Source organism: Pontibacter sp. YIM B11418 (assembly GCF_059278805.1).
This window is the reverse complement of record NZ_JCAEMH010000006.1, coordinates 180,992-201,246: the sequence shown is the minus strand read 5'-3', so window position 1 is coordinate 201,246 and position 20,255 is coordinate 180,992. Positions and strand designations below refer to the sequence as shown.

At 50.5% G+C, this 20,255-nt stretch carries 22 protein-coding genes; 12 read left to right on the top strand and 10 right to left on the bottom strand.

All coding sequences use genetic code 11. The annotated features are described in order from the left end of the window. The first annotated feature begins 39 nt into the window (after positions 1-39). Both AC4QZR_RS15920 and AC4QZR_RS15915 read left to right on the top strand, forming a co-directional pair. On the top strand, positions 40-621 hold the full coding sequence (locus AC4QZR_RS15920) for a hypothetical protein (protein ID WP_494481804.1): 582 nt from the start codon (positions 40-42) through the stop codon (positions 619-621). A 134-nt stretch (positions 622-755) separates the two neighbouring features. Further along, on the top strand, positions 756-1,340 hold the full coding sequence (locus AC4QZR_RS15915) for a hypothetical protein (protein ID WP_494481803.1): 585 nt from the start codon (positions 756-758) through the stop codon (positions 1,338-1,340). Positions 1,341-1,428: 88 nt separating this feature from the next. Here the strand turns inward: AC4QZR_RS15915 and AC4QZR_RS15910 are convergent, their stop codons facing one another. After that, positions 1,429-1,917: a peroxiredoxin gene (locus tag AC4QZR_RS15910; RefSeq protein ID WP_494481802.1), complete on the bottom strand. Its 489-nt coding sequence runs from the start codon at positions 1,915-1,917 to the stop codon at positions 1,429-1,431. A 137-nt stretch (positions 1,918-2,054) separates the two neighbouring features. Here AC4QZR_RS15910 and AC4QZR_RS15905 point away from each other — a divergent pair, with 137 nt between their 5' ends. From AC4QZR_RS15905 to AC4QZR_RS15880, 6 genes are all read left to right on the top strand, one after another. After that, on the top strand, positions 2,055-2,747 hold the full coding sequence (locus AC4QZR_RS15905; RefSeq protein WP_494481801.1) for a glycosyltransferase family 2 protein: 693 nt from the start codon (positions 2,055-2,057) through the stop codon (positions 2,745-2,747). A 19-nt stretch (positions 2,748-2,766) separates the two neighbouring features. Continuing rightward, positions 2,767-4,248, top strand: a complete 1,482-nt coding sequence (locus AC4QZR_RS15900; protein ID WP_494481800.1) for a cellulose synthase family protein — start codon at positions 2,767-2,769, stop codon at positions 4,246-4,248. Beyond that, positions 4,245-5,603: an MptA/MptB family glycosyltransferase gene (locus tag AC4QZR_RS15895; RefSeq protein WP_494481799.1), complete on the top strand. Its 1,359-nt coding sequence runs from the start codon at positions 4,245-4,247 to the stop codon at positions 5,601-5,603. The genes AC4QZR_RS15900 and AC4QZR_RS15895 overlap by 4 nt, the downstream gene beginning before the upstream one ends. A 209-nt stretch (positions 5,604-5,812) precedes the next feature. After that, positions 5,813-6,226: a hypothetical protein gene (locus tag AC4QZR_RS15890; RefSeq protein ID WP_494481798.1), complete on the top strand. Its 414-nt coding sequence runs from the start codon at positions 5,813-5,815 to the stop codon at positions 6,224-6,226. Next, positions 6,223-6,990 (top strand): FmdB family zinc ribbon protein, encoded by a 768-nt coding sequence (locus tag AC4QZR_RS15885; RefSeq protein WP_494481953.1) that lies wholly within the window; start codon positions 6,223-6,225, stop codon positions 6,988-6,990. The genes AC4QZR_RS15890 and AC4QZR_RS15885 overlap by 4 nt, the downstream gene beginning before the upstream one ends. A 106-nt stretch (positions 6,991-7,096) precedes the next feature. Continuing rightward, positions 7,097-7,513 carry a hypothetical protein gene (locus tag AC4QZR_RS15880; protein ID WP_494481797.1) on the top strand — a complete coding sequence of 139 codons (417 nt, stop codon included), beginning with the start codon at positions 7,097-7,099 and terminating at the stop codon, positions 7,511-7,513. Between the two features lie 84 nt (positions 7,514-7,597). Here AC4QZR_RS15880 and AC4QZR_RS15875 read toward each other — a convergent pair whose 3' ends face one another. Continuing rightward, positions 7,598-8,281 carry a DUF2461 domain-containing protein gene (locus AC4QZR_RS15875; protein ID WP_494481796.1) on the bottom strand — a complete coding sequence of 228 codons (684 nt, stop codon included), beginning with the start codon at positions 8,279-8,281 and terminating at the stop codon, positions 7,598-7,600. A gap of 202 nt (positions 8,282-8,483) precedes the next feature. Between AC4QZR_RS15875 and AC4QZR_RS15870 the strand changes: the two genes are divergently transcribed. After that, positions 8,484-9,650: a L,D-transpeptidase family protein gene (locus tag AC4QZR_RS15870; RefSeq protein WP_494481795.1), complete on the top strand. Its 1,167-nt coding sequence runs from the start codon at positions 8,484-8,486 to the stop codon at positions 9,648-9,650. Positions 9,651-9,653: 3 nt separating this feature from the next. Here the strand turns inward: AC4QZR_RS15870 and AC4QZR_RS15865 are convergent, their stop codons facing one another. From AC4QZR_RS15865 to AC4QZR_RS15845, 5 genes are read right to left on the bottom strand one after another with little or no spacing between them, the layout of a single operon-like run. Beyond that, positions 9,654-10,259, bottom strand: a complete 606-nt coding sequence (locus tag AC4QZR_RS15865) for a TIGR04282 family arsenosugar biosynthesis glycosyltransferase (RefSeq protein WP_494481794.1) — start codon at positions 10,257-10,259, stop codon at positions 9,654-9,656. Further along, complete coding sequence (locus tag AC4QZR_RS15860) at positions 10,252-10,770, bottom strand: rhodanese-like domain-containing protein (protein ID WP_494481793.1); 519 nt, start codon at positions 10,768-10,770, stop codon at positions 10,252-10,254. The genes AC4QZR_RS15865 and AC4QZR_RS15860 overlap by 8 nt, the downstream gene beginning before the upstream one ends. Positions 10,771-10,777: 7 nt before the next feature. Continuing rightward, positions 10,778-11,842, bottom strand: coding sequence for an arsenosugar biosynthesis radical SAM (seleno)protein ArsS (gene arsS / locus AC4QZR_RS15855; protein ID WP_494481792.1), 1,065 nt, complete (start codon positions 11,840-11,842; stop codon positions 10,778-10,780). 2 nt (positions 11,843-11,844) lie between these two features. Beyond that, complete coding sequence (locus AC4QZR_RS15850; protein ID WP_494481791.1) at positions 11,845-12,180, bottom strand: arsenosugar biosynthesis-associated peroxidase-like protein; 336 nt, start codon at positions 12,178-12,180, stop codon at positions 11,845-11,847. A gap of 59 nt (positions 12,181-12,239) precedes the next feature. After that, entirely contained in the window at positions 12,240-12,860 is a 621-nt protein-coding gene (locus AC4QZR_RS15845) for a TIGR04282 family arsenosugar biosynthesis glycosyltransferase (protein WP_253405331.1), read from the bottom strand. A gap of 249 nt (positions 12,861-13,109) precedes the next feature. Here AC4QZR_RS15845 and AC4QZR_RS15840 point away from each other — a divergent pair, with 249 nt between their 5' ends. After that, positions 13,110-14,474 carry an NAD-dependent succinate-semialdehyde dehydrogenase gene (locus AC4QZR_RS15840; RefSeq protein ID WP_494481790.1) on the top strand — a complete coding sequence of 455 codons (1,365 nt, stop codon included), beginning with the start codon at positions 13,110-13,112 and terminating at the stop codon, positions 14,472-14,474. Between the two features lie 297 nt (positions 14,475-14,771). On the opposite strand, the gene AC4QZR_RS15835 is transcribed toward AC4QZR_RS15840, so the two are convergent. Beyond that, complete coding sequence (locus tag AC4QZR_RS15835; protein ID WP_494481789.1) at positions 14,772-15,536, bottom strand: YdcF family protein; 765 nt, start codon at positions 15,534-15,536, stop codon at positions 14,772-14,774. A 65-nt stretch (positions 15,537-15,601) separates the two neighbouring features. Continuing rightward, positions 15,602-15,823 carry a DUF2905 domain-containing protein gene (locus tag AC4QZR_RS15830; RefSeq protein ID WP_494481788.1) on the bottom strand — a complete coding sequence of 74 codons (222 nt, stop codon included), beginning with the start codon at positions 15,821-15,823 and terminating at the stop codon, positions 15,602-15,604. 114 nt (positions 15,824-15,937) lie between these two features. On the opposite strand from AC4QZR_RS15830, the gene AC4QZR_RS15825 reads away from it, so the two are divergent. Then, positions 15,938-18,391 carry a type IA DNA topoisomerase gene (locus AC4QZR_RS15825; protein ID WP_494481787.1) on the top strand — a complete coding sequence of 818 codons (2,454 nt, stop codon included), beginning with the start codon at positions 15,938-15,940 and terminating at the stop codon, positions 18,389-18,391. A 41-nt stretch (positions 18,392-18,432) separates the two neighbouring features. Here the strand turns inward: AC4QZR_RS15825 and AC4QZR_RS15820 are convergent, their stop codons facing one another. Continuing rightward, on the bottom strand, positions 18,433-18,834 hold the full coding sequence (locus AC4QZR_RS15820) for a hypothetical protein (RefSeq protein WP_494481786.1): 402 nt from the start codon (positions 18,832-18,834) through the stop codon (positions 18,433-18,435). A gap of 431 nt (positions 18,835-19,265) precedes the next feature. On the opposite strand from AC4QZR_RS15820, the gene AC4QZR_RS15815 reads away from it, so the two are divergent. Further along, positions 19,266-20,246, top strand: coding sequence for an SWFGD domain-containing protein (locus tag AC4QZR_RS15815; protein WP_494481785.1), 981 nt, complete (start codon positions 19,266-19,268; stop codon positions 20,244-20,246). The last annotated feature ends 9 nt before the right edge of the window (positions 20,247-20,255 follow it).

The following is a 20,255-nucleotide window of genomic DNA, read 5'->3' as shown; positions in this document are numbered from 1 at the left end:
AATTAAGTTCGTTAATTTGCAGTATAGCCTGATGAACGTATGAAATCAATTCGCTTATTCCTATACCTGTCGCTGTTCAGTGCCTCCTTATGGCTCAGTTCCTGCAACGACTGCGAAACTACAGTGGCCCAGTTTGAGAACGGCGATAGCAGCTGGACCGTGTACAACGCCGGCGATTCTCTTCTTATGGTTGACAGTAGAACACCCGATACTATCCGCGTGTTTGTGAATACCCGTGTTAACTCCGATCCTATACCTGGCGATGGTTTTGGTCCGGCTGATGTGTGCATTGAGCAGTACTATACCCGCCGCACCAGCGTAATGCAGCATAGCGGCCGACGTTTTCCGGCCTTAACAGTGATAGCTTTGCGCATGCCCGACTCAATTCGCGTAAGCCTGGTAGTAGCCGGCAAAGCAGAGCTTCCTATCCAAAATACCGACACGCCGGATCATGCCTCCCTTGCCGTAGGAGGCATCACTTATCAGGATGTGTACGATGTCGTGAACCCGGACAGTAGCGCGACTGGTGTGAGCCGCATCCTGTTCAACCGCGAGTTTGGCTTTCTGCAGGTTGCTTATTTAAATAAGCGAACACTTACACGGGTTCCTCCCACTCCCTAAGTCTCTGAAAAGAGTTGCAACATTTATTTTTATAACTGCTTGCAACGCTTTGCCTCCAAAACGACTCTTACCAGTAGGTATAGCTATACCTAATACAAAGGAACAATTCACCATTACATTCAAATTTCACCTCAATGACACACCGTATTAAACTGGCAGGCGCATTTATTCTGGCAACCCTGCTTTTTACCTCTTGCAAAGATTGCGAAACCACAACCACTCAATTTGACGAAAAAGATGTGGAATGGCTTGTTTATGATCGGGGAGACACTGTCCGCTTTCTGAACGAGGTAGGTGACACCGTCGCGTATACCAACACGGCACTGATAGCCGAGCAGGTACCAGGCGAAGGCTACAACATTTCTGACAACTGCATCGGCCATTTTGATATACAGGCTTACAGTGTGATGGAAGATGTGGCCAGAAACAGCGCCAGCACATCCAAAAACCCAGGTCTTGCCACCTATTTCCTGAAGCGCGAAAACAGCCTGGAAGTGTCGGTGGCCGTGGATGAACGGGGTGAGTACAAGTTAAATCTTGCCCAGCCTACCTACCCCTCTGTTGAGGTAAATGATGTGCTCTATAACGACGTGTACGAATTGACAAACAACGATGCCAGTAAGGTGACAAACGTGAAGCGCATTCTATTTAACAAGCAGAGCGGCTTCCTGAGTGTAGAGTTTTACAATGACAAGAAACTGGAGCTGATCTTCGAATAAGAAGCTATACCTATAAAAAAGATATACCATAGCAAAGGCCCGGTGCGAAAAACACCGGGCCTTTTCATTTTATAAGGTTTTACAAATCTTAGGCGTACTGGGCTACGCTATCGTGGTTGATGTCGTACAATACATCCAGTACCTGCTGCACGTGCTCGGCTGGCTTTGACAGCGAGTTGAACACATACTGCACTTCCCCTTTTTTGTCGATCACATAGATGGAACGGCCCGGCATGATACCGAACTTGCGCGGCACCCCGTACAGATTCCGGATCTGGGCATCGCAATCGCTCAACAGCGTAAAAGGCAGACGGTACATCCGCTCGAAGCGTTTGTGGGAGTCGGCTTTGTCATAGCTGATGCACACGATCTCTGTCTCCAGGTCCTGGAACGTATCATAGTGATCCCTGAACTCACAGGCTTGTTTGGTACAATCGGTTGAACTGTCCTTCGGGTAGAAGTACAGCACCACATTCTTCTTTTTCAACAACTCGTAAAGTCGGAAAAAACCACCATCCAATCGCTGCAATTCAAAATCAGGGGCTTTATCTCCAATCTTAACTACATCTTTACCCATAATAAAAAAAAGTGCTAATCTCTAAAAGCCTTCCGATTGCCGAAAGGTTCAATCCGCAAAGGTAATATTCTTATTCCCACAAAAGCTATACCTGATCCTTCATAGCTTAGCATATTTTTTTTGCCCAAATTTGCAGCATGCCCCGAATCAGCGTTATTATACCTGCCTACAACGAAGAAAAATCTATCGCACACGTTATCAAGGACATACCTGCAAATATGGTGCAGGAAGTGATCGTGGTGAACAACAATTCATCGGACAACACCTCTGAAGTGGCCCGGGCAGCGGGCGCCACCGTGCTCGATGAGCCTCGTCCCGGGTATGGCAACGCCTGCTTGAAAGGTATAGCCTACGCCGCAGCCAAGCATGCACAGGAGCAACCCGACATCATCGTTTTTCTGGACGGCGACTACTCTGACTACCCCGATGAACTGCCGCAGGTGGTGCAGCCTATTTTGGACGGAAAAGCCGATCTGGTAATTGGTTCGCGGGTGTTGGGACAGCGGGAAGCAGGTGCCCTGATGCCGCAGCAGATTTTCGGCAACTGGCTGTCTACGACGTTGCTGCGTTGGCTCTATGGCGTCCGTTATACCGATCTGGGTCCTTTCCGGGCCATCCGGTTCAGCACCCTGCAGCAGCTAGGCATGCGCGACCGAAATTATGGCTGGACGGTGGAGATGCAGGTGCGGGCGGCAAAGCAAAAAATCAGGTATGCGGAAGTACCCGTAAACTACCGTAAGCGCATCGGCGTGTCCAAAGTATCGGGTACGGTCAAGGGCTCTGTGCTGGCCGGGTATAAAATTTTATTGACTATATTTAAGCTCCTGTAGCCTTAACCAGCGCCACCACATGACAATCCCTCAGCTTCTACTTGTTGCCGTGTATGGTCTTTGTCTGGCCTTCATCTTCTGCTACAGCCTGGTGCAGTTGCACCTCACTTACCTCTACTGGACCCGCCGGGAAAAGATGCCTGCTCCGGAGGCTATACCTGACGAAAGCTATACCTGGCCTGCTGTAACGGTACAACTCCCGCTTTATAATGAACGCTATGTGGTAGAGCGCCTGATCGACGCTGTGGCCGCCCTCGACTACCCCCGCCATTTGCTACAGATCCAGCTGCTCGACGACTCGACTGATGATACAAGCGAGCTGATCCGGCAAAAGATTGATAGGTATGCCAGCACCGGCCTGCGCCTGGAGCACGTGCGTCGTCCTGACCGCAGCGGCTATAAAGCGGGTGCCCTGCAGTATGGTTTGCAGCAAGCCACGGGAGAGTTTATTGCCATTTTCGACGCCGACTTCGTCCCAAACCCTGACTTTCTGAAACGGACTATACCTGCTTTTGATCATGAACAGGTGGGCGTGGTGCAAACCCGCTGGGGTCACCTGAACCAGGACTACTCGCTGCTCACCCGCCTGCAGGCTTTCGGGCTGGATGCCCACTTTACGATAGAACAGGTTGGTCGCAACAGCGGCGGACACTTTATCAACTTCAATGGCACGGCCGGGGTATGGCGCAAAAGCTGCATTGTGGACGCCGGTGGCTGGCAGTCCGACACACTAACCGAAGACCTGGACCTGAGCTACCGCGCCCAGTTGCGGGGTTGGCATTTCCGTTACCTGCAGGATGTCAAAGCCCCTGCCGAACTGCCTGCCGCCATGGGCGCGCTTAAGTCGCAGCAATACCGCTGGACCAAAGGCGCTGCCGAAACCGCCCGCAAACATTTAGGCAAAGTGCTTCATTCGCCTATGTCTTTTCCTACCCGACTACACGCTATTTTTCACCTGCTCAACAGCGGTATTTTTGTCTGCGTGTTGCTCACGGCCCTGCTCAGCATACCCATGCTATACCTGAAGCACAGCGTGCCAGGACTTGAACTGCTTTTTGCACTCGGCTCCCTGCTGATCGTTAGCCTGCTGGCTTTGCTGGTTTTTTACTGGACATCCCGTTATCAGCAAACGGGTTCGGCATGGCTCACCACCCGGCGCTTTATACCTGAGTTTTTCCTGTTTCTGTCGCTTTCGATGGGGATGTCGCTGCACAACACGGTAGCAGTGCTGGAAGGCTATCTGGGCCGCAAAACACCCTTTATCCGAACACCCAAGCACAACCTGCAGCACCGCCGCGACTCCTGGCGCCAGCACGCCTACACCATCACGAGCCTCCAACCGCTTACCTTGCTGGAGGGGCTGCTCACGCTTTATTTCGGATACGGCATCGTGGTAGGTTTCCAGTTGCAGGATTATGGTCTGATGCCGTTCCATGTAATGCTGATGCTCGGTTTTGGCTCCGTTTTCGTATACTCGCTCAACCACAGCCGCCGCGCATGAGCCTCGCCCGAAAGCACATAGTAACTTATACCTTGCTGGGAATATCGGCCCTGGTATACCTGGCACTGGGCTACGCGACGCCCCGCGAGAATTTTACACAGTTGCTTCTGCTCACTTTGCTGGCTTTCGGCATCTACGCCTACGTCACGAACCAGAAACTAAACGTATGGCATGGCATAGGGGCCGGTCTGTTTTTCAGGTTATTATTTTTGTTTGCTATACCTGCGCTGTCCGACGATTACTTCCGTTTTGTGTGGGACGGGCGACTGTTGCTGGCCGGTGAAAACCCCTTCCTATACCTGCCTTCGCAGTTTGTGGGCGAAGAGGCAATGGCTATACCTGGCCTCACGGCTGAATTGTTTGCGCAACTCAACTCTCCGAACTACTATACCTTATACCCGCCGGTACTGCAAGGTATGTTCTGGCTGGCAGCAGCGCTTTCCCCTGAAAGCCTCACGGGGAGTATGCTCGTGATGCGGGTCATTATTCTGCTTGCCGAGACTGGCTCCATCCTGCTTTTGCTGCGCCTCCTGCGCCGCATGGCCCTTCCCGACCGCTACGTGCATATTTACGCCCTCAATCCGTTGGTGATTCTCGAGTTGACCGGCAATCTGCACATGGAGGCGCTATTGATTTTTTTCCTGCTGCTCACTCTCTATCAATTACATTTCCAGCGATATCTTATTGCAGCGGTGCCGTTTGCTTTGGCCATTGCCAGTAAACTGTTGCCGCTGATGTTCCTGCCTTTTGTGTGGCGCAAGCTTGGCCTGAAGCGCTTTGTTGGCTTTGGAGTGGTGATGGCTGTTGTTTTATTGCTGCTTTTTATGCCGCTGCTTTCGCTAGAGGTGCTGCGCAATATCTGGCAAAGCATAGACCTGTATTTTCAACGATTTGAGTTCAATGCCAGCATCTATTACCTGCTCCGCTGGCTGGGCTACCGCTTGACGGGCTACAACCAGATTGCAGTGATCGGCCCGCTGCTCTCGCTGGCAGCATTGGTCGTTATTTTGTCGATGGCGGCGGTGAAGAAGCTAGGCTCCGTGCGCAGACTGGCCGGCTACATGGCAGCGGCCCTAACGGTATACCTGCTGCTGGCCACCACGGTGCATCCCTGGTATATCACCACGCTGGTGGCGCTCACCACCTTGAGCCATTTTCGTTACGCTATAGTCTGGAGCTGCCTGGGTATTTTCAGCTATGCTGCCTACCGCACCAGCGCCTATACCGAGAACCTGTGGCTCGTGGCGCTGGAGTATACCCTGGTGGGGCTTTGGCTAGTGGCCGAGCTATACCTGTACCGCCAGCAGAAGAAGCACGCCAACCTACCCCGGCAGAGTGTGGCGCAACCACAGTAATTTTAAGAGCCTAACCCGGTAAAAGCGTTTGGATGAAGTCTGAAACAATGCTAAATTGACTGGATGATTTTCGTCCAATCCATTGCAAGATGATTGAGGATGGGATGTGTCCAGTAATGCCATTCATAGTACAGATAGTGGGAGTAGGTACTCCTGCTATACATTAGTTAGGGGGAAGTAGTAATTAATAGAAAAACTAAAAGACATTAATGGGGATTCTTGACCTCTTATCAGAGTTGCCGATTTTTCTCTCATCAGTTGATGATAGAGATAGAAAGAAAAAAAAGAGTATACTCAAGACTCTCTCTGTTCTGCTAATCTTTGTAGGGGCCTTTTGGCTGATTCTTGAGCTAGCTGGCATAAAAGAGCTTGTGAATCCTATACTGTTTATCAGCTTAGGAGCGCTAAGCAGTTTAGTGATAGCTATTTTGTTGGTACTCGCTTTGTTCTTTGCTAGGGTGCTTAATTCACTTACACTAACTGACTTTATACTTTTTGTTCTGGCCGTGTCACTTATTTTATTCTGTACCACAAGCTACCTCAACAGGAAAGTAGACTATAGTTTAATGAAGAAATCATCAGCAGCAGTGACGGAAGAATACCTAACCCCTAACAAGGTATAGCACAAAGGCTTGCTGACGCTGCGGCACTTGCTATACGTACACCGTTATCTGCAATAAGAGTTAAAAAAAGAATGAAGATTGAGTCAGCAGAGTTAAAATCACTTAATAGAAAAAGCATCAAGGTTGATGTAAAATGTGATAAAAATAATGACTTGTCTATTTTGTCTGAATTCTATAATCTTCAAGAGTTAAAAATCAGAGCATTTAAAGGCAGAAATCTGTCATTCCTCAAGGCATTACCCAATTTGAAAAAGCTTACTTTAGAGAACGTAGTTACGGACAATGAATTAGAGGATTTAAAAAATTTAAGCGGTTTAGAAGAGCTGGCAATACAAACGCCTGTTGGCTGGGACGGCTCAGGAAAAAAGATTGAGTATAGAACACTTGAGCCACTGGGAGGATTACATAGCTTAATTGAGCTTCGATTGTTAGATATTATAGTAGCTGAATCAGGATTTAGACCAATTTTAGGATCAAAGAATTTAAAGAAAGTTGTCACCAATAACACCTTTACCACTCACGACTTCGCAGAGTTGAACGTTTGTAGACCAGACATTGAATGTGAGTATGCAAAAGCGTATCGGATAAGAGAAATCGAATATTTTAAGTGTACCAAATGCGGCGCTTATAAGTTTGAATTTAGCGGAATTGACTTGAAAAGAAGAACCTTCTGCCCGAACTGTAATAAAAAGAAAGTAGAGGAACTCATACAACGTTTTCAAGAGATTGAAAGAGAAATTAAAGCAGATAAACCTAGTACATAAGTAAATCTTCGGCTACGCCTCGTTCGCCTTTTATACAAGCCGTTTCATAATAGCCAAAGCATGACAGCTTTCGTATTTCAATTTGATACTCATCTCCTATTGAAAGATGCCTACGAAAACTATAAGCTTGATCTCAGCAACTGCACTTCTCCTGATAAACACAGCCAATTGTCAGCCAGCAGGCGTAGGCACGAAGGAAGGTAAAAACCAAAAGGAAAGTATTCTGCTGTCGAGGTATGGTGCTTTTGTAGAGGAGAGTGAGTTTTTAGCACCCGGTGGAATCATCACCGCGACTGAGTCCAAACTCATTTTTACGCCTATCAAGACATTTCTTCGCAAGCATGTGAGCATCACAGAGATTCCTCTAAATGAAATAGCTGCGGTGAGAAGGACAAATACCTTTGGGATTGTGCCGAACGGTATTGTACTGCAACTCCAGGACGGTTCAAGTCAGAAGCTTAAAACGATTGTCTTGAGAAGGAAAAAGCTTTATCACCTGCTTTTAGACCAAACAGAACGATAAGTTCTCCAGATAAAAAACACTGAACCCATAGAGGCTCAAGCAATAAATTCGGTTCAGCCTCAGCTATTGCCTTTACAAGGCCTTTTACTCCTCCCCAATATCCCTTAACGGCTCTGTCAGAAAATCATTAAACGGTTTCACGGCTTTAAATCCATCCAATAGAGTGTTCATGAAATCTTTGCTAAGCACGATTTTGTCAAGTAGCGGCATGGTGGCGTTCCAGCTTTTGAAGCGGAGGTATTCGATGGCGGGGTTGTCTTTGTCGTAGCCTTTTGGTGTGGTTTTGAGTTGCTCTCCCTGTATGCCACCAAAACGGTTTTTGAAGTCAGGTGCCTGAATGATACGCTCCAAGCCATCGAGGTTGTAGTCGATCTCCTGTCGCACAGCTTTGAGATAGTCAGCGGGGGGCATCCACAGTCCGCCGGCCAAGAAGGAATTGTTATTGGCGGCCAGGTGCAGGTAGTAGCCCGGCAAAGTAGACTTGCGCCCTCCCTCGGCTACATAGGCCCCGAAGTGGTCTTTGTAAGGTCGCTTGTCGTTGGAGAAGCGCACATCGCGGTAAATACGAAACACCAGGTCCTTGCCTTTCTGCCCGATGGCCACAGGCTCAAAAAGGGCCATCTCATCAAGCATTTCATCCAGAAAATCCAGGTAGTTTTGGCGGGCAGCATCGTAGCGCTTCTTGTTTTCCTGAAACCACTCGCGGTTATTGTTCTGTGTCAGATCGGCCAGAAAGGCCAGTGTGTTTTTGTCTATCGTTGTTGCCATGGGCTGATCTCGTCGTGCTTATAGCGGTATGTTGGGCTTTATACTATCTGCCAGGCGGCTTTGTTTGTGGCCTTGCCAGAGAAGACAATTTATACCTTTGCGCTGAGCAAACCAATTGTCAGACACAGATGTTTTCCTGATAGGAATACGTCTTCTTTCAGCTGACTGCGTACATCCAAATACCACCCCAATTCTAACGCTCATGGCACGCCTGTTCCTTCCGATCCTGCTGTTCCTATACGCATTTCCAGGTATAGCCAGCGATTCTACGGAGGTATGGCTGTTCGTGCCGGATCAGAAACAGCAACTCCGCCAGGCCATTTTGCAGTACGAGGGGCTGAAAGACAGCACCTGGTATACCTTCCCTGGCAAGCTGCTCCTCCGCCCCGGCGACACCAGCCGTTATACTCCCCATCTTCGCGCCAACCTGCTGCTAACCGGCGACCTGGCCAGTGCTGATACCACTGAAAGCACAACGTATTATACCCGCCAGCTGGCAACAGCCATCGTGCGGTTTCAGGCACGGCACGCGCTCAAAGCCGACAGTATTGTGGGGCCACGCACCGTGGCTGCGCTCAACATCCCGCCCCTCCAGCGACTGCACCAGCTGCAGAATAGCCTGTACCGCTGGGAAGCTTTCAGCCGCGACCTGCCACAGCCCTACCTCATCGTGAACATACCGGACTATACCTTGCGGCTGATCGACCGGAACAGTGTCTTACTAAACATGCGCACTATTGTGGGCAAGCCGAACGTCCCAACCATCGTCAACCATACCAAGCTGCATACCATCGTTTTCAACCCTTATTGGTACATCCCAAACTCTATTGCCTCCAAAGAGATCTTGCCCATCCTCAAACGAGACCCCGGCTACCTGGCCAAACGGGACATGGAGCTTTTCCGGCCTAAGCCGCTGGGCGGGTGGCAAAAGATAAGCCCCTGGAGCGTGGACTGGAGCACTGTGACGGCCACTAATTTCAATTACCGGATCGTGCAGGTTACTGGGCCGCATAACGAACTGGGACACATAAAGTTCCTCTTCGACACCCGCGTGAGTCAGTACCTGCACGACACCAAGGACAGGCAGCTGTTCGCACTCGAGCGGCGGGCCTTGAGCCATGGCTGCATCCGTTTACAAAACCCCGAGGACCTGGCGCTATACCTGCTGCAAGAGCGGAGCGGCTTATCGGACAAGCGCATTGAAAAGGTGCTGGCCTCTGGCAAGGACGAGCAATTCATCCGGCTCAAAAAGCCTGTGCCCCTGATCATCGTGTACTTGACGGCATGGGCCGATGAGTTTTCAGTCATCCAGTTTCGGGAAGATATCTATGGGTACGACAAAGTGGAGGAAGCGCGGCTGGGACAGTAAGTACTAGCCCAGTTCCGGCCAGTTTTCCTGCAGGTCCTCCAACTCATCCACATCCGAAAGGTATGGCAATAAGGTATGGCTCAGGTGCAGGCGTTCTATATCGGCAATCGTGTCAGGAAAGACGTGCTCCGTACTCCAGCGTTTGTCCTGAAAAAAATCTCGGTATAGGCGTTTCATGCCGAGCAGGTAGTAGCCTCCGTCCAAAGCCGGACCAACCACTACTTCGTGTGTCTTCAGTGCCTTAAATGCTTGGTTGATGATCTCGGAAGTAAGCTGAGGACAGTCGCTCCCGATGATAACCACCGAGGTATAGCCCTCTGCAAAAGCCGCTTCAAAAGCCTTTTTCATCTTCTCACCCAGGTCGCCTTCGGGGTGCTGAAGCTTTTTGTGGTAATGTGGCGCGGGCCAGAGGTCGTCCTGCTCTACTTTTTCAGAATAGTACACCACTTTGTCAAGGGGCAGGTGCCGGGTGATGTCGCGGGTATGGCGTAGAAGGTGCAGGTAAATGTCGAGTGCCTTTTCGGGTCCTACACTGGCTGCCAGGCGGGTTTTCACCTTGCCTAACTCCGGATTTCGAACGAAGAGCATCAAGAGGTTTTTCTCAGTCATATACTTTCTCTCCTTCGCGCAGCCATATACCCCAGGCGCGGGTATAGCCATGCACTTTTGTAGTTTGGCCTTGCTCGTTGTATACAGGCAGCCCGTGGTTCACCCACTCAAACAAGCCGCCATGCAAATTCCGCACGTTGGTATACCCTGCTGCCTGTAACTGCTCCCCTATTTTTTCGCTGCGGTAGCCGACAGCACAGTATACCACGAGGGGTGTATTTTGGGGTACGTCTTTCAGGTCAGAAAGGTCAAAGTCTGCATAGCCCACATATCTGGCACCGGAAAGGTGACTTACCTCGTACTCACTTTTGCTGCGAGTGTCGAGCAACAGAGGTGCTATACCTTGCCTGAGTTGCTGTTGCACTTGCGCTGCTGAGATCGTATCCACGTTGTGGCTGTAGAGCTGCCGGAGCATCAGGTGGTAAGTTGCATCGGAAGGTTGTTTGCAGGCTGACAGCAGCAGACAGAACGATAAAGTCAGGTATAGCCGATGATGCCAGGTAGAGCGCATAGGCAGATCAGGTAGTGGAGCCACCGCAACTGGAGCCGGCACCGGCGGTGCAGCCGTAGCAATGCTGGTTGAGCACGATCTGCCGCCTGTCAAGCTGGGCCAGGTCGAAGTCGCGGATGTGCTGCGGCGTACCGGGCTGCACCTTCAACTCGAGCATCTGGTTAAAGTCACAATCGTAGAGGGCACCGTCCCAACCCACCGAAATGGTATTGCGGCACATCACATTGGCGGCCGCCACTGGGTTAAAGGCCGACACCAATTTTTCCATGTAGCTGCTGTAGTTTCCGCTTTCCACCAGGTAGTCGAGGTAGCGGCTGATGGGCAGGTTGGTGATGCAGAACAGGTTGTTGAACACAATGTCGTAACCACTCAGCAGCCGACGCTTAAACTCCGCCTCCAACGATTTCTGACTGGCAGGCAGAAAAGCACCCGACGGATTGTAGACCAGGTCCAATTCCAGCCCACTTCCCTCCTGTCCGTAGCCCACTTTGTTGAGCATCTGGAGCGCTTTGATGGATTTCTCGAACACTCCGTCGCCGCGCTGGGCATCGGTGCGGGAAGCCGAAAAATAAGGCAGCGAGGAGACTACCTGTACCCGGTGCGCTTTGAAAAACTCCGGCAGGTCGTGGTACTTTGGATTAGCCAGAATGATCGTGAGATTGCAACGCACAATGACTTGCCGACCCAAAGCGGACAACTGCTCCACAAACCAACGGAAATCCGGGTTCATTTCCGGCGCACCGCCCGTCAGGTCAACAGTAGTGAGTTGCGGGTATTTGGCCAGGGCATCGAGGCAAAGCTGCATCGTGTCGCGGGTCATGATCTCTTTGCGGTCCGGACCGGCGTCTACGTGGCAGTGGCGGCAGGTTTGGTTGCACATCTTGCCCACATTCACCTGCAGAATGGTAGTGCCCGTGGGTTGCAAAGGGTATAGCTGGTGCTGTTGCAATTTGGCTCCGAAGAGTGGGAAATCGCCTTCCTCCGTTCCCGCATGCTGCAACACCTCCAGTTGAAAAGCCGGGTTGGCAAACTGGTGCTGCTGCGCCTTCAGCGATTTAACAGGTATAGGCATAGTTACATGGTCAGGTCCTTGATCTTGTTCATCATCTGCACGCCGTGTACCAACGCAGCGCCACCTTTAATAGCGGCGGCCACATGCACGGCTTCCATCATCTGGTTTTCGTCGGCACCTTTTTCGAGGCAGCCGGAGGTATAGGCATCAATGCAGTAAGGGCACTGCACGGCATGTGACACAGCCAGGGCGATCAGGGCTTTCTCGCGCTCGGTCAGGGCGCCTTCTTTGAAAACCTCACCGTAGTAATCGAAAAACTTGCGGCCCATCTCGGGCTGCAGCTCGCTTATGTTCCCGAATTTCTTCAGGTCTGCCGGATTGTAATACGTATTTTCCATAGAAGTATAAAGTCTTATTTACCCTTAAAGGTAACAAGAATCCAGGTACTCCTGTTTGATTAGCTCAGAATAGCGCTGAGTTGCCTGTGCAGATGATGGTAAACGGGGAGGATGTTTAGTTGATGGGAAAGGTCGGCTCCGCTTCCTGCTTCGGTCTTTTCGTCGAGCACCGTCAGGCTGCCCATGCTCGCTTGCATGCGGTAGCCGTAAAGCACCAGTTCGTTCAGCAGTTCGTCGGTTTGCCAGTTGAGCATGGCCAGCGCCTCCGGGTCGAAGCTGTCGATGTGCAGGCCTACCAGGTAAGCACCCCCTTTTGTTCCCGGCCCAACCACCATGCGGCCGGTGCTGAGTGCCTCCTGTGCCAGTACGAGTTCCTTTGAGGTTAGGTCCACACAGTCGGCGCCGATACAGATAACGCGCTGGTAACCCATGGAAAACACTTCCTGAAAGGCATTGGCCAGGCGCTCTCCGAAATTACTCCCCTCCTGCCGTTCCGGGTAAATGACCACTAGCGGAATACCCGAGCCCTTGGCCACAAACAAGGTATGCTGCAACAGCAGATCGGCCGCCTGCTGGTTCAGTTCGGGACCCTGCTCCTCTGTGAACGTTTTATAGCGGACCTGTTGCTCAGGAGTCTGGGCAAACAGTAAAATGACGGTATCGTGTTGAGGCGTATCCAAGAAGGAAGAGTTAAAATCAGAGCGTTTTCCGATCAGCCTAAAAACCTTTCGTTGCTCTAATGAGAGGCAATTTAATAAGAAACCGGCTATATAAAAGGGAATAATTGCGAAAGAAGTAACAATATCCGCAAAATACCGCAAATAGAACTTTATCGACACTTTATTTAACCATCTATTTATAAGATCATTTCCTGCGGCGGCACAAATGGCCCGGCTTCCGTATATTTACAGCACATCCCAGATTTAAAAATGGCTATACAGACTATAAACCCCGCGACGAACGAAGTCATCAAAACATTTCAGGCCCATACGCCTGACCAGATAGAACAGAAATTGAAAGCGGCCGATAAAGCTTTCCAGCAATGGAAAAACATCGGTTTCGAGGAAAGGGCGCGCCTGATGAATCGCTGCGCTGAGATTCTGGAGCAGGAAGCTGAAAAGTATGGGCGTATCATTACCCTGGAAATGGGTAAGCCCGTCAGGGACTCCGTTGCCGAAGTACAGAAGTGCGCCAAGGTTTGCCGCTACTACGCAGAAAATGCCGCTGATTTCCTAAAGGATGAAGAGGTGGAGTCAGGAGCCAGCCGCAGCCTGATCGCCTACGAACCGCTGGGTGTTGTGCTCGCCGTCATGCCCTGGAACTTCCCGTTTTGGCAGGTCTTCCGTTTTCTGGCCCCTGCCCTGATGGCCGGCAATGTGGGCGTGCTCAAACATGCTTCCAACGTTCCCCAATGTGCCCTGGCTATCGAGGAAATCATCCACAAAGCCGGCTTCCCGAAAGACGTCTTCCATACCTTGCTGGTAGAGTCAAAGGCTGTAGATGCGATCATCGAGAACCCCATCGTAAAGGCTATAACCCTGACCGGCAGCGAAGGAGCAGGCTCCAAAGTAGCCGAAAAAGCAGGCAGTGAGATCAAAAAGACGGTGTTAGAGTTAGGTGGCAGCGACCCTTTTATCATTTTGGAGGATGCAGACGTGGAGGAGGCTTCTTCCGTGGCGGTCAAGTCGCGCATGGTAAACACTGGACAGAGCTGCATTGCAGCCAAGCGTTTTATTGTGCTCGAAGGTATAGCCGACGCCTTTCTGGAAAAAATGAAGGAGAAGATGCAGGCCCTTAAGACTGGCAACCCGCTCACCGATGATTGCGACTACGGACCGTTGGCCCGCAAAGACCTGGCCGAGGAACTGGAGCAGCAGGTACAAGAATCGGTGGAGAAAGGCGCTAAAGTAGTGCTGGAGGGCGGCCGTGAAGGCAATGACTCCGCCTACTTCAAACCGATGATCATTCAAAACCCTAAACCCGGATCGCCCGCCTACGAAGACGAGCTGTTCGGACCGGTAGCGATCGTATTCGTGGTGAAAGACGAAGCAGAAGCTATCCGGATAGCCAATGACCACAGGTATGGACTGGCAGGCACCGTGTTCACTGGCGACAAAGAACACGGCTTACGAGTGGCCCGACAGGTAGAAACCGGTGCCATGTTCGTGAACGCCATGGTCGCCTCCACTCCCGAAATGCCGTTCGGCGGCATCAAAAAATCAGGCTACGGCCGTGAGCTTTCCTACATAGGCATCCGCGAATTCACGAACCAGAAGAGTATTTGGGTAGGGTAGTTGGTGAATTGGTGAATGAGTGATTGAGTGAATCGTTAAATTGTTGGATTGTTAATTGTGGGAATCGATGATTGTAGAGAGTGACATTTAGGTGATTTTCGACACACGATTCATTGTCGCAAGCTTAAGTCATTTTTGTCATTTCAATCTTAGAGAGAAATCTAAAATAATCCAGATCTCTCATTTCATTCGAGATGACATTTTTTCAAATTTCTACTATTCAATAGGTCATGATTTGTACAATTGTGCACCAAATATTTTAACAATTCAATCCATCATTCACTCAATCACTAACAATCACGCATATCCAACCACCTTATAAACCACAAAACCCGTTACTTCGTGAATAAGGCGATGCCAGAGCCGGAAGGCGTCGGGGTTAGGTATAAGCAATTCGTCGGGAGTATAGCGGATTTCGGAGGTATAGAAGTCGGTTGGAAAAATGTCGGTGGCTATACCTGCTTTATCGAAACAGGCTTTGGAACGGCGCATGTGAAAGGCAGAAGTTACAAGCAGGCGGCGCTTCAATTCAGGGTGCTTCTGCAGCACATCGCCAGTAAAGATGGCATTCTGGTAGGTGTTATCGCTGCGGGTCTCGATCAGGATATCGTTCTGCGGCACGCCGGCCAGCAGCAGAATCTCCTGCAGCATTTCGGCCTCCGGTCTCCGGTCCATAGCGATGGTGCCTATACCTCCAGTGATCAGGAATTTGTCTACTTTGCCCATGCGGTAGAGCTTGAGCGGATGCAGGAAGCGGTCGGCCCCTTTGTTTGTATGCACCCGGTCATCCGCAAAGCCAATCGCCTGCGTCACACCTGTCAGGATGATGGCAACGTCGTAATTCTCCACCTGCTCCAGCGGTACAGCTTCCAGTTCCCAGGCGCGCATGGTCACGTTCGCCAGGAATGGATTTGAAAAAACCAGCAATAGCACGGTAGCCGAAATCAGCATAACACGCCGCCATTTCGCTGATCGCAGGAAAATGGCCAGCAAAAGAAGTACCGCGATCCAGATGATGGGCATCAGGAAATATTGCAGCAGCTTGGAGAGCACAAAAAACATAGGATTTCAGGTATAGCAGAAGCCGCAAAGGTATAAAAGCAGCTGCATCCCTGAAAGGCTATACCTTAAAAGAACCGCTGGAACAACCAAAGCAAAAGCGAGAGCAGAATGCTGACCAGAATCATACTCGTGATGGGCATGTAGAACTTGAAATTCTCCCGCTCCACCCGAATATCGCCGGGCAGATTGCCAAACCAGCCCAGTTTGTCGCCAGCCAGCCAAATGACCAGGCCAATCACGACAATGGCTATACCTACTATCACAATGTATTTTCCGAGTGGCTGCATGGTTTCAGTATCTTAGGGTTCAACGCCTGTATTTACGGCAATGCAAGTGTAGGGATTTATACCTTAAAAGCGTAAATTTGAATGTTAGAGTCAACGTAAAATACCCCCTATACCTTGAAAGTCTGCATTGCTGAGAAACCGAGTGTCGCGCGTGAAATAGCCAACGTGATTGGTGCCAAAACCAGAAAGGATGGCTACTACGAGGGCAACGGCTACCAGGTCACCTGGACTTTCGGCCACTTCTGCACGCTGCGTGAGCCCGACGACTACCGCCCCGAGTGGAAGCGCTGGAGCCTCTACGACCTGCCGATGCTGCCGGAGAGGTATGGCATCAAATTGATGCAGGACAAGGGCGTGGTGCAGCAGTTCAACATCATCAAAAAGCTCCTTGATAACGCCGAAGAAGTGATTAACTGTGGTGACGCCGGACAAGAGGGGGAAGTGATTCAGCGCTGGGTACTCACCGAGGCTAACTACCGCAAGCCTTTCAAGCGCCTCTGGATTTCCTCGCTCACCGAAGACGCCATCCGCCAGGGATTTGCCCGGCTGCGCGAAGGGTCCGAATTCGACTCGCTCTACCAGGCCGGTAAAAGCCGCGCCATCGGCGACTGGCTTCTTGGACTGAACGCCACGCGGCTTTTCACACTCAAGTATGCGCAGGGCCGGCAGACGCTTTCCATCGGGCGGGTGCAGACCCCTACCCTCGCCATGATCGTGAACCGCCACCACGAGATCGCCAACTTTGTGCCGCAGGCTTACTGGGAACTCAAAACCGTATACCGCGACACGACTTTTTCGAGCACCAACGGTCGCTTTCACAAAGAGGAAGAAGGCCAGCAGATCCTAGCTGCCATCCAGCAGGATGATCTCACCATCACCGACATTGAAACCAAGAAAGGTACTGAGAGTCCGCCTAAGCTGTTTGACCTGACCTCACTGCAGATCGAGTGCAACAACAAGCTGAGCATGTCGGCCGACGAAACACTCAAAACCATTCAGAGCCTCTACGAAAAAAAGGTGGTGTCCTACCCGCGTGTGGATACCGTGTTTCTTCCGGATGATATATACCCGAAAATACCGGGCATTCTGCAGGGTCTTACCAATTATCAGAGCGAAGTAGCGCCTTTGCTGCAGAGTAAGATCCGGAAAAGCAAAAAGGTATTCAACAACAACAAAGTAACCGATCACCACGCCATTATACCTACCGGTGCACAAGCCAGTTTGTACGGACGTGAGGCCGATGTATACGACATTATCACGCGGCGCTTCCTGGCTGCTTTGTACCCCGACTGTATTGTGAGCAACACCACGGTTTCGGCAGAATCGGCGGGCTATACCTTCCGGGTGCGCGGCAAGCAAATTCTGGAGCCTGGCTGGCGTGTGCTATATGGTGCTGAAGACATCAAAATAGAAAGCACCGGCAAGGACAACAAAGAAGAGGAAGAAACAGCCGGCATCCTGCCCAATTTCGAGAAAGGCGAACACGGTCCGCACGCGCCGTTGCTGGATAAGAAATGGACCAATCCACCAAAAGAGTATACTGAGGCGACCCTGTTGCGTGCAATGGAAACAGCCGGTCGCCAGATCGACGATGAGGAACTAAAAGAGGCGCTGAAAGAAAACGGCATCGGCCGACCTTCTACCCGTGCCGCCATCATCGAAACACTGTTCAAGCGCCAGTACATCCGCAAAGACAAAAAGAAGATTATACCTACCCAGATGGGCATCGACCTGATCGGCGTGATCCGCAACCAAACTCTGAAGTCGGCGGAGATGACCGGCCAGTGGGAACGCAAGCTGCGTCAGATCGAAGGTGGTTCTTTTAAGGCGGAGGCTTTTCTGCAGGAATTGCAGGAGTTTGTAGTGAGTCTGGTGCAGGAAGTGAAATACGACAAGTCTACCGTCACCATGGAGGCCCAACCCGAGCCTGTGCCTGCCAAAGGAGGATCTGCAAAAGCCGGAAAAGAAAAAGCTGCCGCTAAAAAACCCAAATCTACTACCGAAGCTATACCTGGTAAAGGACTTGGCTCCTGCCCCGCCTGCGGCGAAGGCCACATCCTGAAGGGCGCCAAAGCTTATGGTTGTATCCGCTATAAAGAAGGCTGCCGCTTTCTTATCCCGATCGAGCAGCAGGGCAAAACCCTGACTGATAAACAGATTATAGCCCTACTCGGCAAAGGAAAGACGCCCGTTATCAAAGGTTTTAAAGACGAACAGGGCAATAGTTTTGACGCCAGCCTGAAGCTGGATGGCAATAAGCAGGTGGTACTGGAGAAAGCGGAGAAAACGCCGGAGGTGGATCCTTTCGCGACCTGCCCACGGTGCAATCAAGGCAGTATGCTCAAAGGCTCCAAAGCATATGGCTGCAGTCGCTTCCGGGAAGGCTGTCAGTTTGTAGTACCTTTTGAGATGGGCGGCAAGCAACTCACCGATAAACAGATCGGCACTTTGCTCACCAAAGGTAAAACCGGTAAAATAAAAGGCTTTACGTCGGCCAAGACCGGCAACAGTTTCGATGCGGCCCTGGCCATCAATGACAACTGGCAAGTCGTATACCTGCTGAACTAACATGCCAGTCGGCTACAAGGTATAGCCGGTAGGTATAGGTCTTACTTTACCGAGAAGAGCACTTCACCAAACGAAACATTCGTTCGGTAGTCTGTGGCGTTGATCGTCAAGGTATAGTTGCCCTGTGGAAGCTCGTTTGCGCTAAGCAGCGTATCGAATTCTAGAATCTTCTTATCAGGCATGGTAGTGAAGTTGATGTAATCCGCATCGCCGTTAACAGCCCGCACCCGTACATGCAACTCCTTCACTTTGTCTTTGTCAGAGGCTGTCAATTTCACACGAAGCCCTGAGGACTTAACAAGCACCTGATTTTTCGTTGGGTTCCGGATCGTCAGAGCAGGCTTTGAACCATCTGGCTGCAGGCTCCCCTCCTCAAACACATCTTCGCAGGCTGTCAATGAGACAACCATCACCGCTGAGGCCAGCAATTTTGTAAATTTCATAAGATATCTACTAGAGAAAAAACTAAAGACCCGCAATTTACTAAATCAGTGTAATTTATAAAAATAAAAAAATGCAAAATATACAATCCTTAAAACTAAAGCGCGCTAATACAAACCGAGCATAAACACACCTAATTACATAATTTTCAGACATATAAAATAAACCAGCTTATCATCTCTAAAACCAGCTGCTTTATATAATTCAATTCTCCCTATATACCTAATCTTCTTTTATAAATATTTTATTACAATTTATAATTGTGATTATTCCGCTCGTATGCTATGTTATACCCCTTGTGTCAGCGTCCCCGTGCTCCTAACTGTTCCTTAAATAACTTATAAGCCCTACAGCCGTAAAAATTACCGGCGCACCTTTTTAGGCATGCCTCTAATTTGTTCTTTTTTTTAAACCTAAAAATTTAATTAAAGCTATGAGAAGCTATGAAAATTCGGGTTCAAACCCATTCAATGACAACTTCAGGACTGAGAGCAGAGGCTCAGGTAGAAATTATTATTCGGGAGAGTATGATCCAACCAACCGTATGAGAGGTTCTTCAGGCAGAAGCGGTGGCGATTTCGGCAGTGGTCGTGACAGCTACTCTTCTTCAGGTTATGGTGGCACTTCCACTTACGGCCGTTCAACTGGCTCGAACTACGGTTCAGGCTCATCTTACGGCTCGGGTTATGGCTCCGGCTCAAACTATGGTTCCGGCTCATCTAATTATGGATCAGGCTCTGGCCGCCGCTACGGCAGCGATCGCGACACCTGGGACCGTGGTTCTGACGAGGTAAAATCATGGTTCGGCGACGATGACGCAGAGCGCAGAAGAAGAATGGACGACATGCGCGACCGTGGCAGCGACAGCTATCGCTCTAACCGTGGCTACAGCGGTTCGTCTAACTACGGCGGCTCTGGGTATGGCTCGAGCTCGAACTACGGTTCCGGTTCGTCTAATTATGGATCGGGCTATGGCTCTTCGGGCAACTACGGATCAGGATCGTCTAACTATGGTTCAGGCCTTTCTTCAAACTATGGCACCGGATCAAGCCATTATGGTTCCGGTTCTTCTAACTACGGATCAGGTTCATCAAGCTATGGTTCCGGCTACGGAAGCGGAAGTGGAAGCAGCTATGGTTCATCCAACTATGGAAGCAGCCGCAGCTCAAGCGACTGGGACCGCGATAGAGACAGAGACAACGAGAGAGGTTTCTTTGACCGCGCTGGCGACGAAGTAAGATCGTGGTTCGGTGACGAAGAAGCAGAGCGTAGAAGAAGAATGGACGAAATGCGCGACAGAGAGCATGACAGCGACTACAGCAGCCGCTCCAGAACGCATACCAGTTACGGCAACACCTACAGTGGACCTCCGTATTCCTATGGTTCATCTTCCCGCAGAGACTACGAATGGTAAAAAACAGGC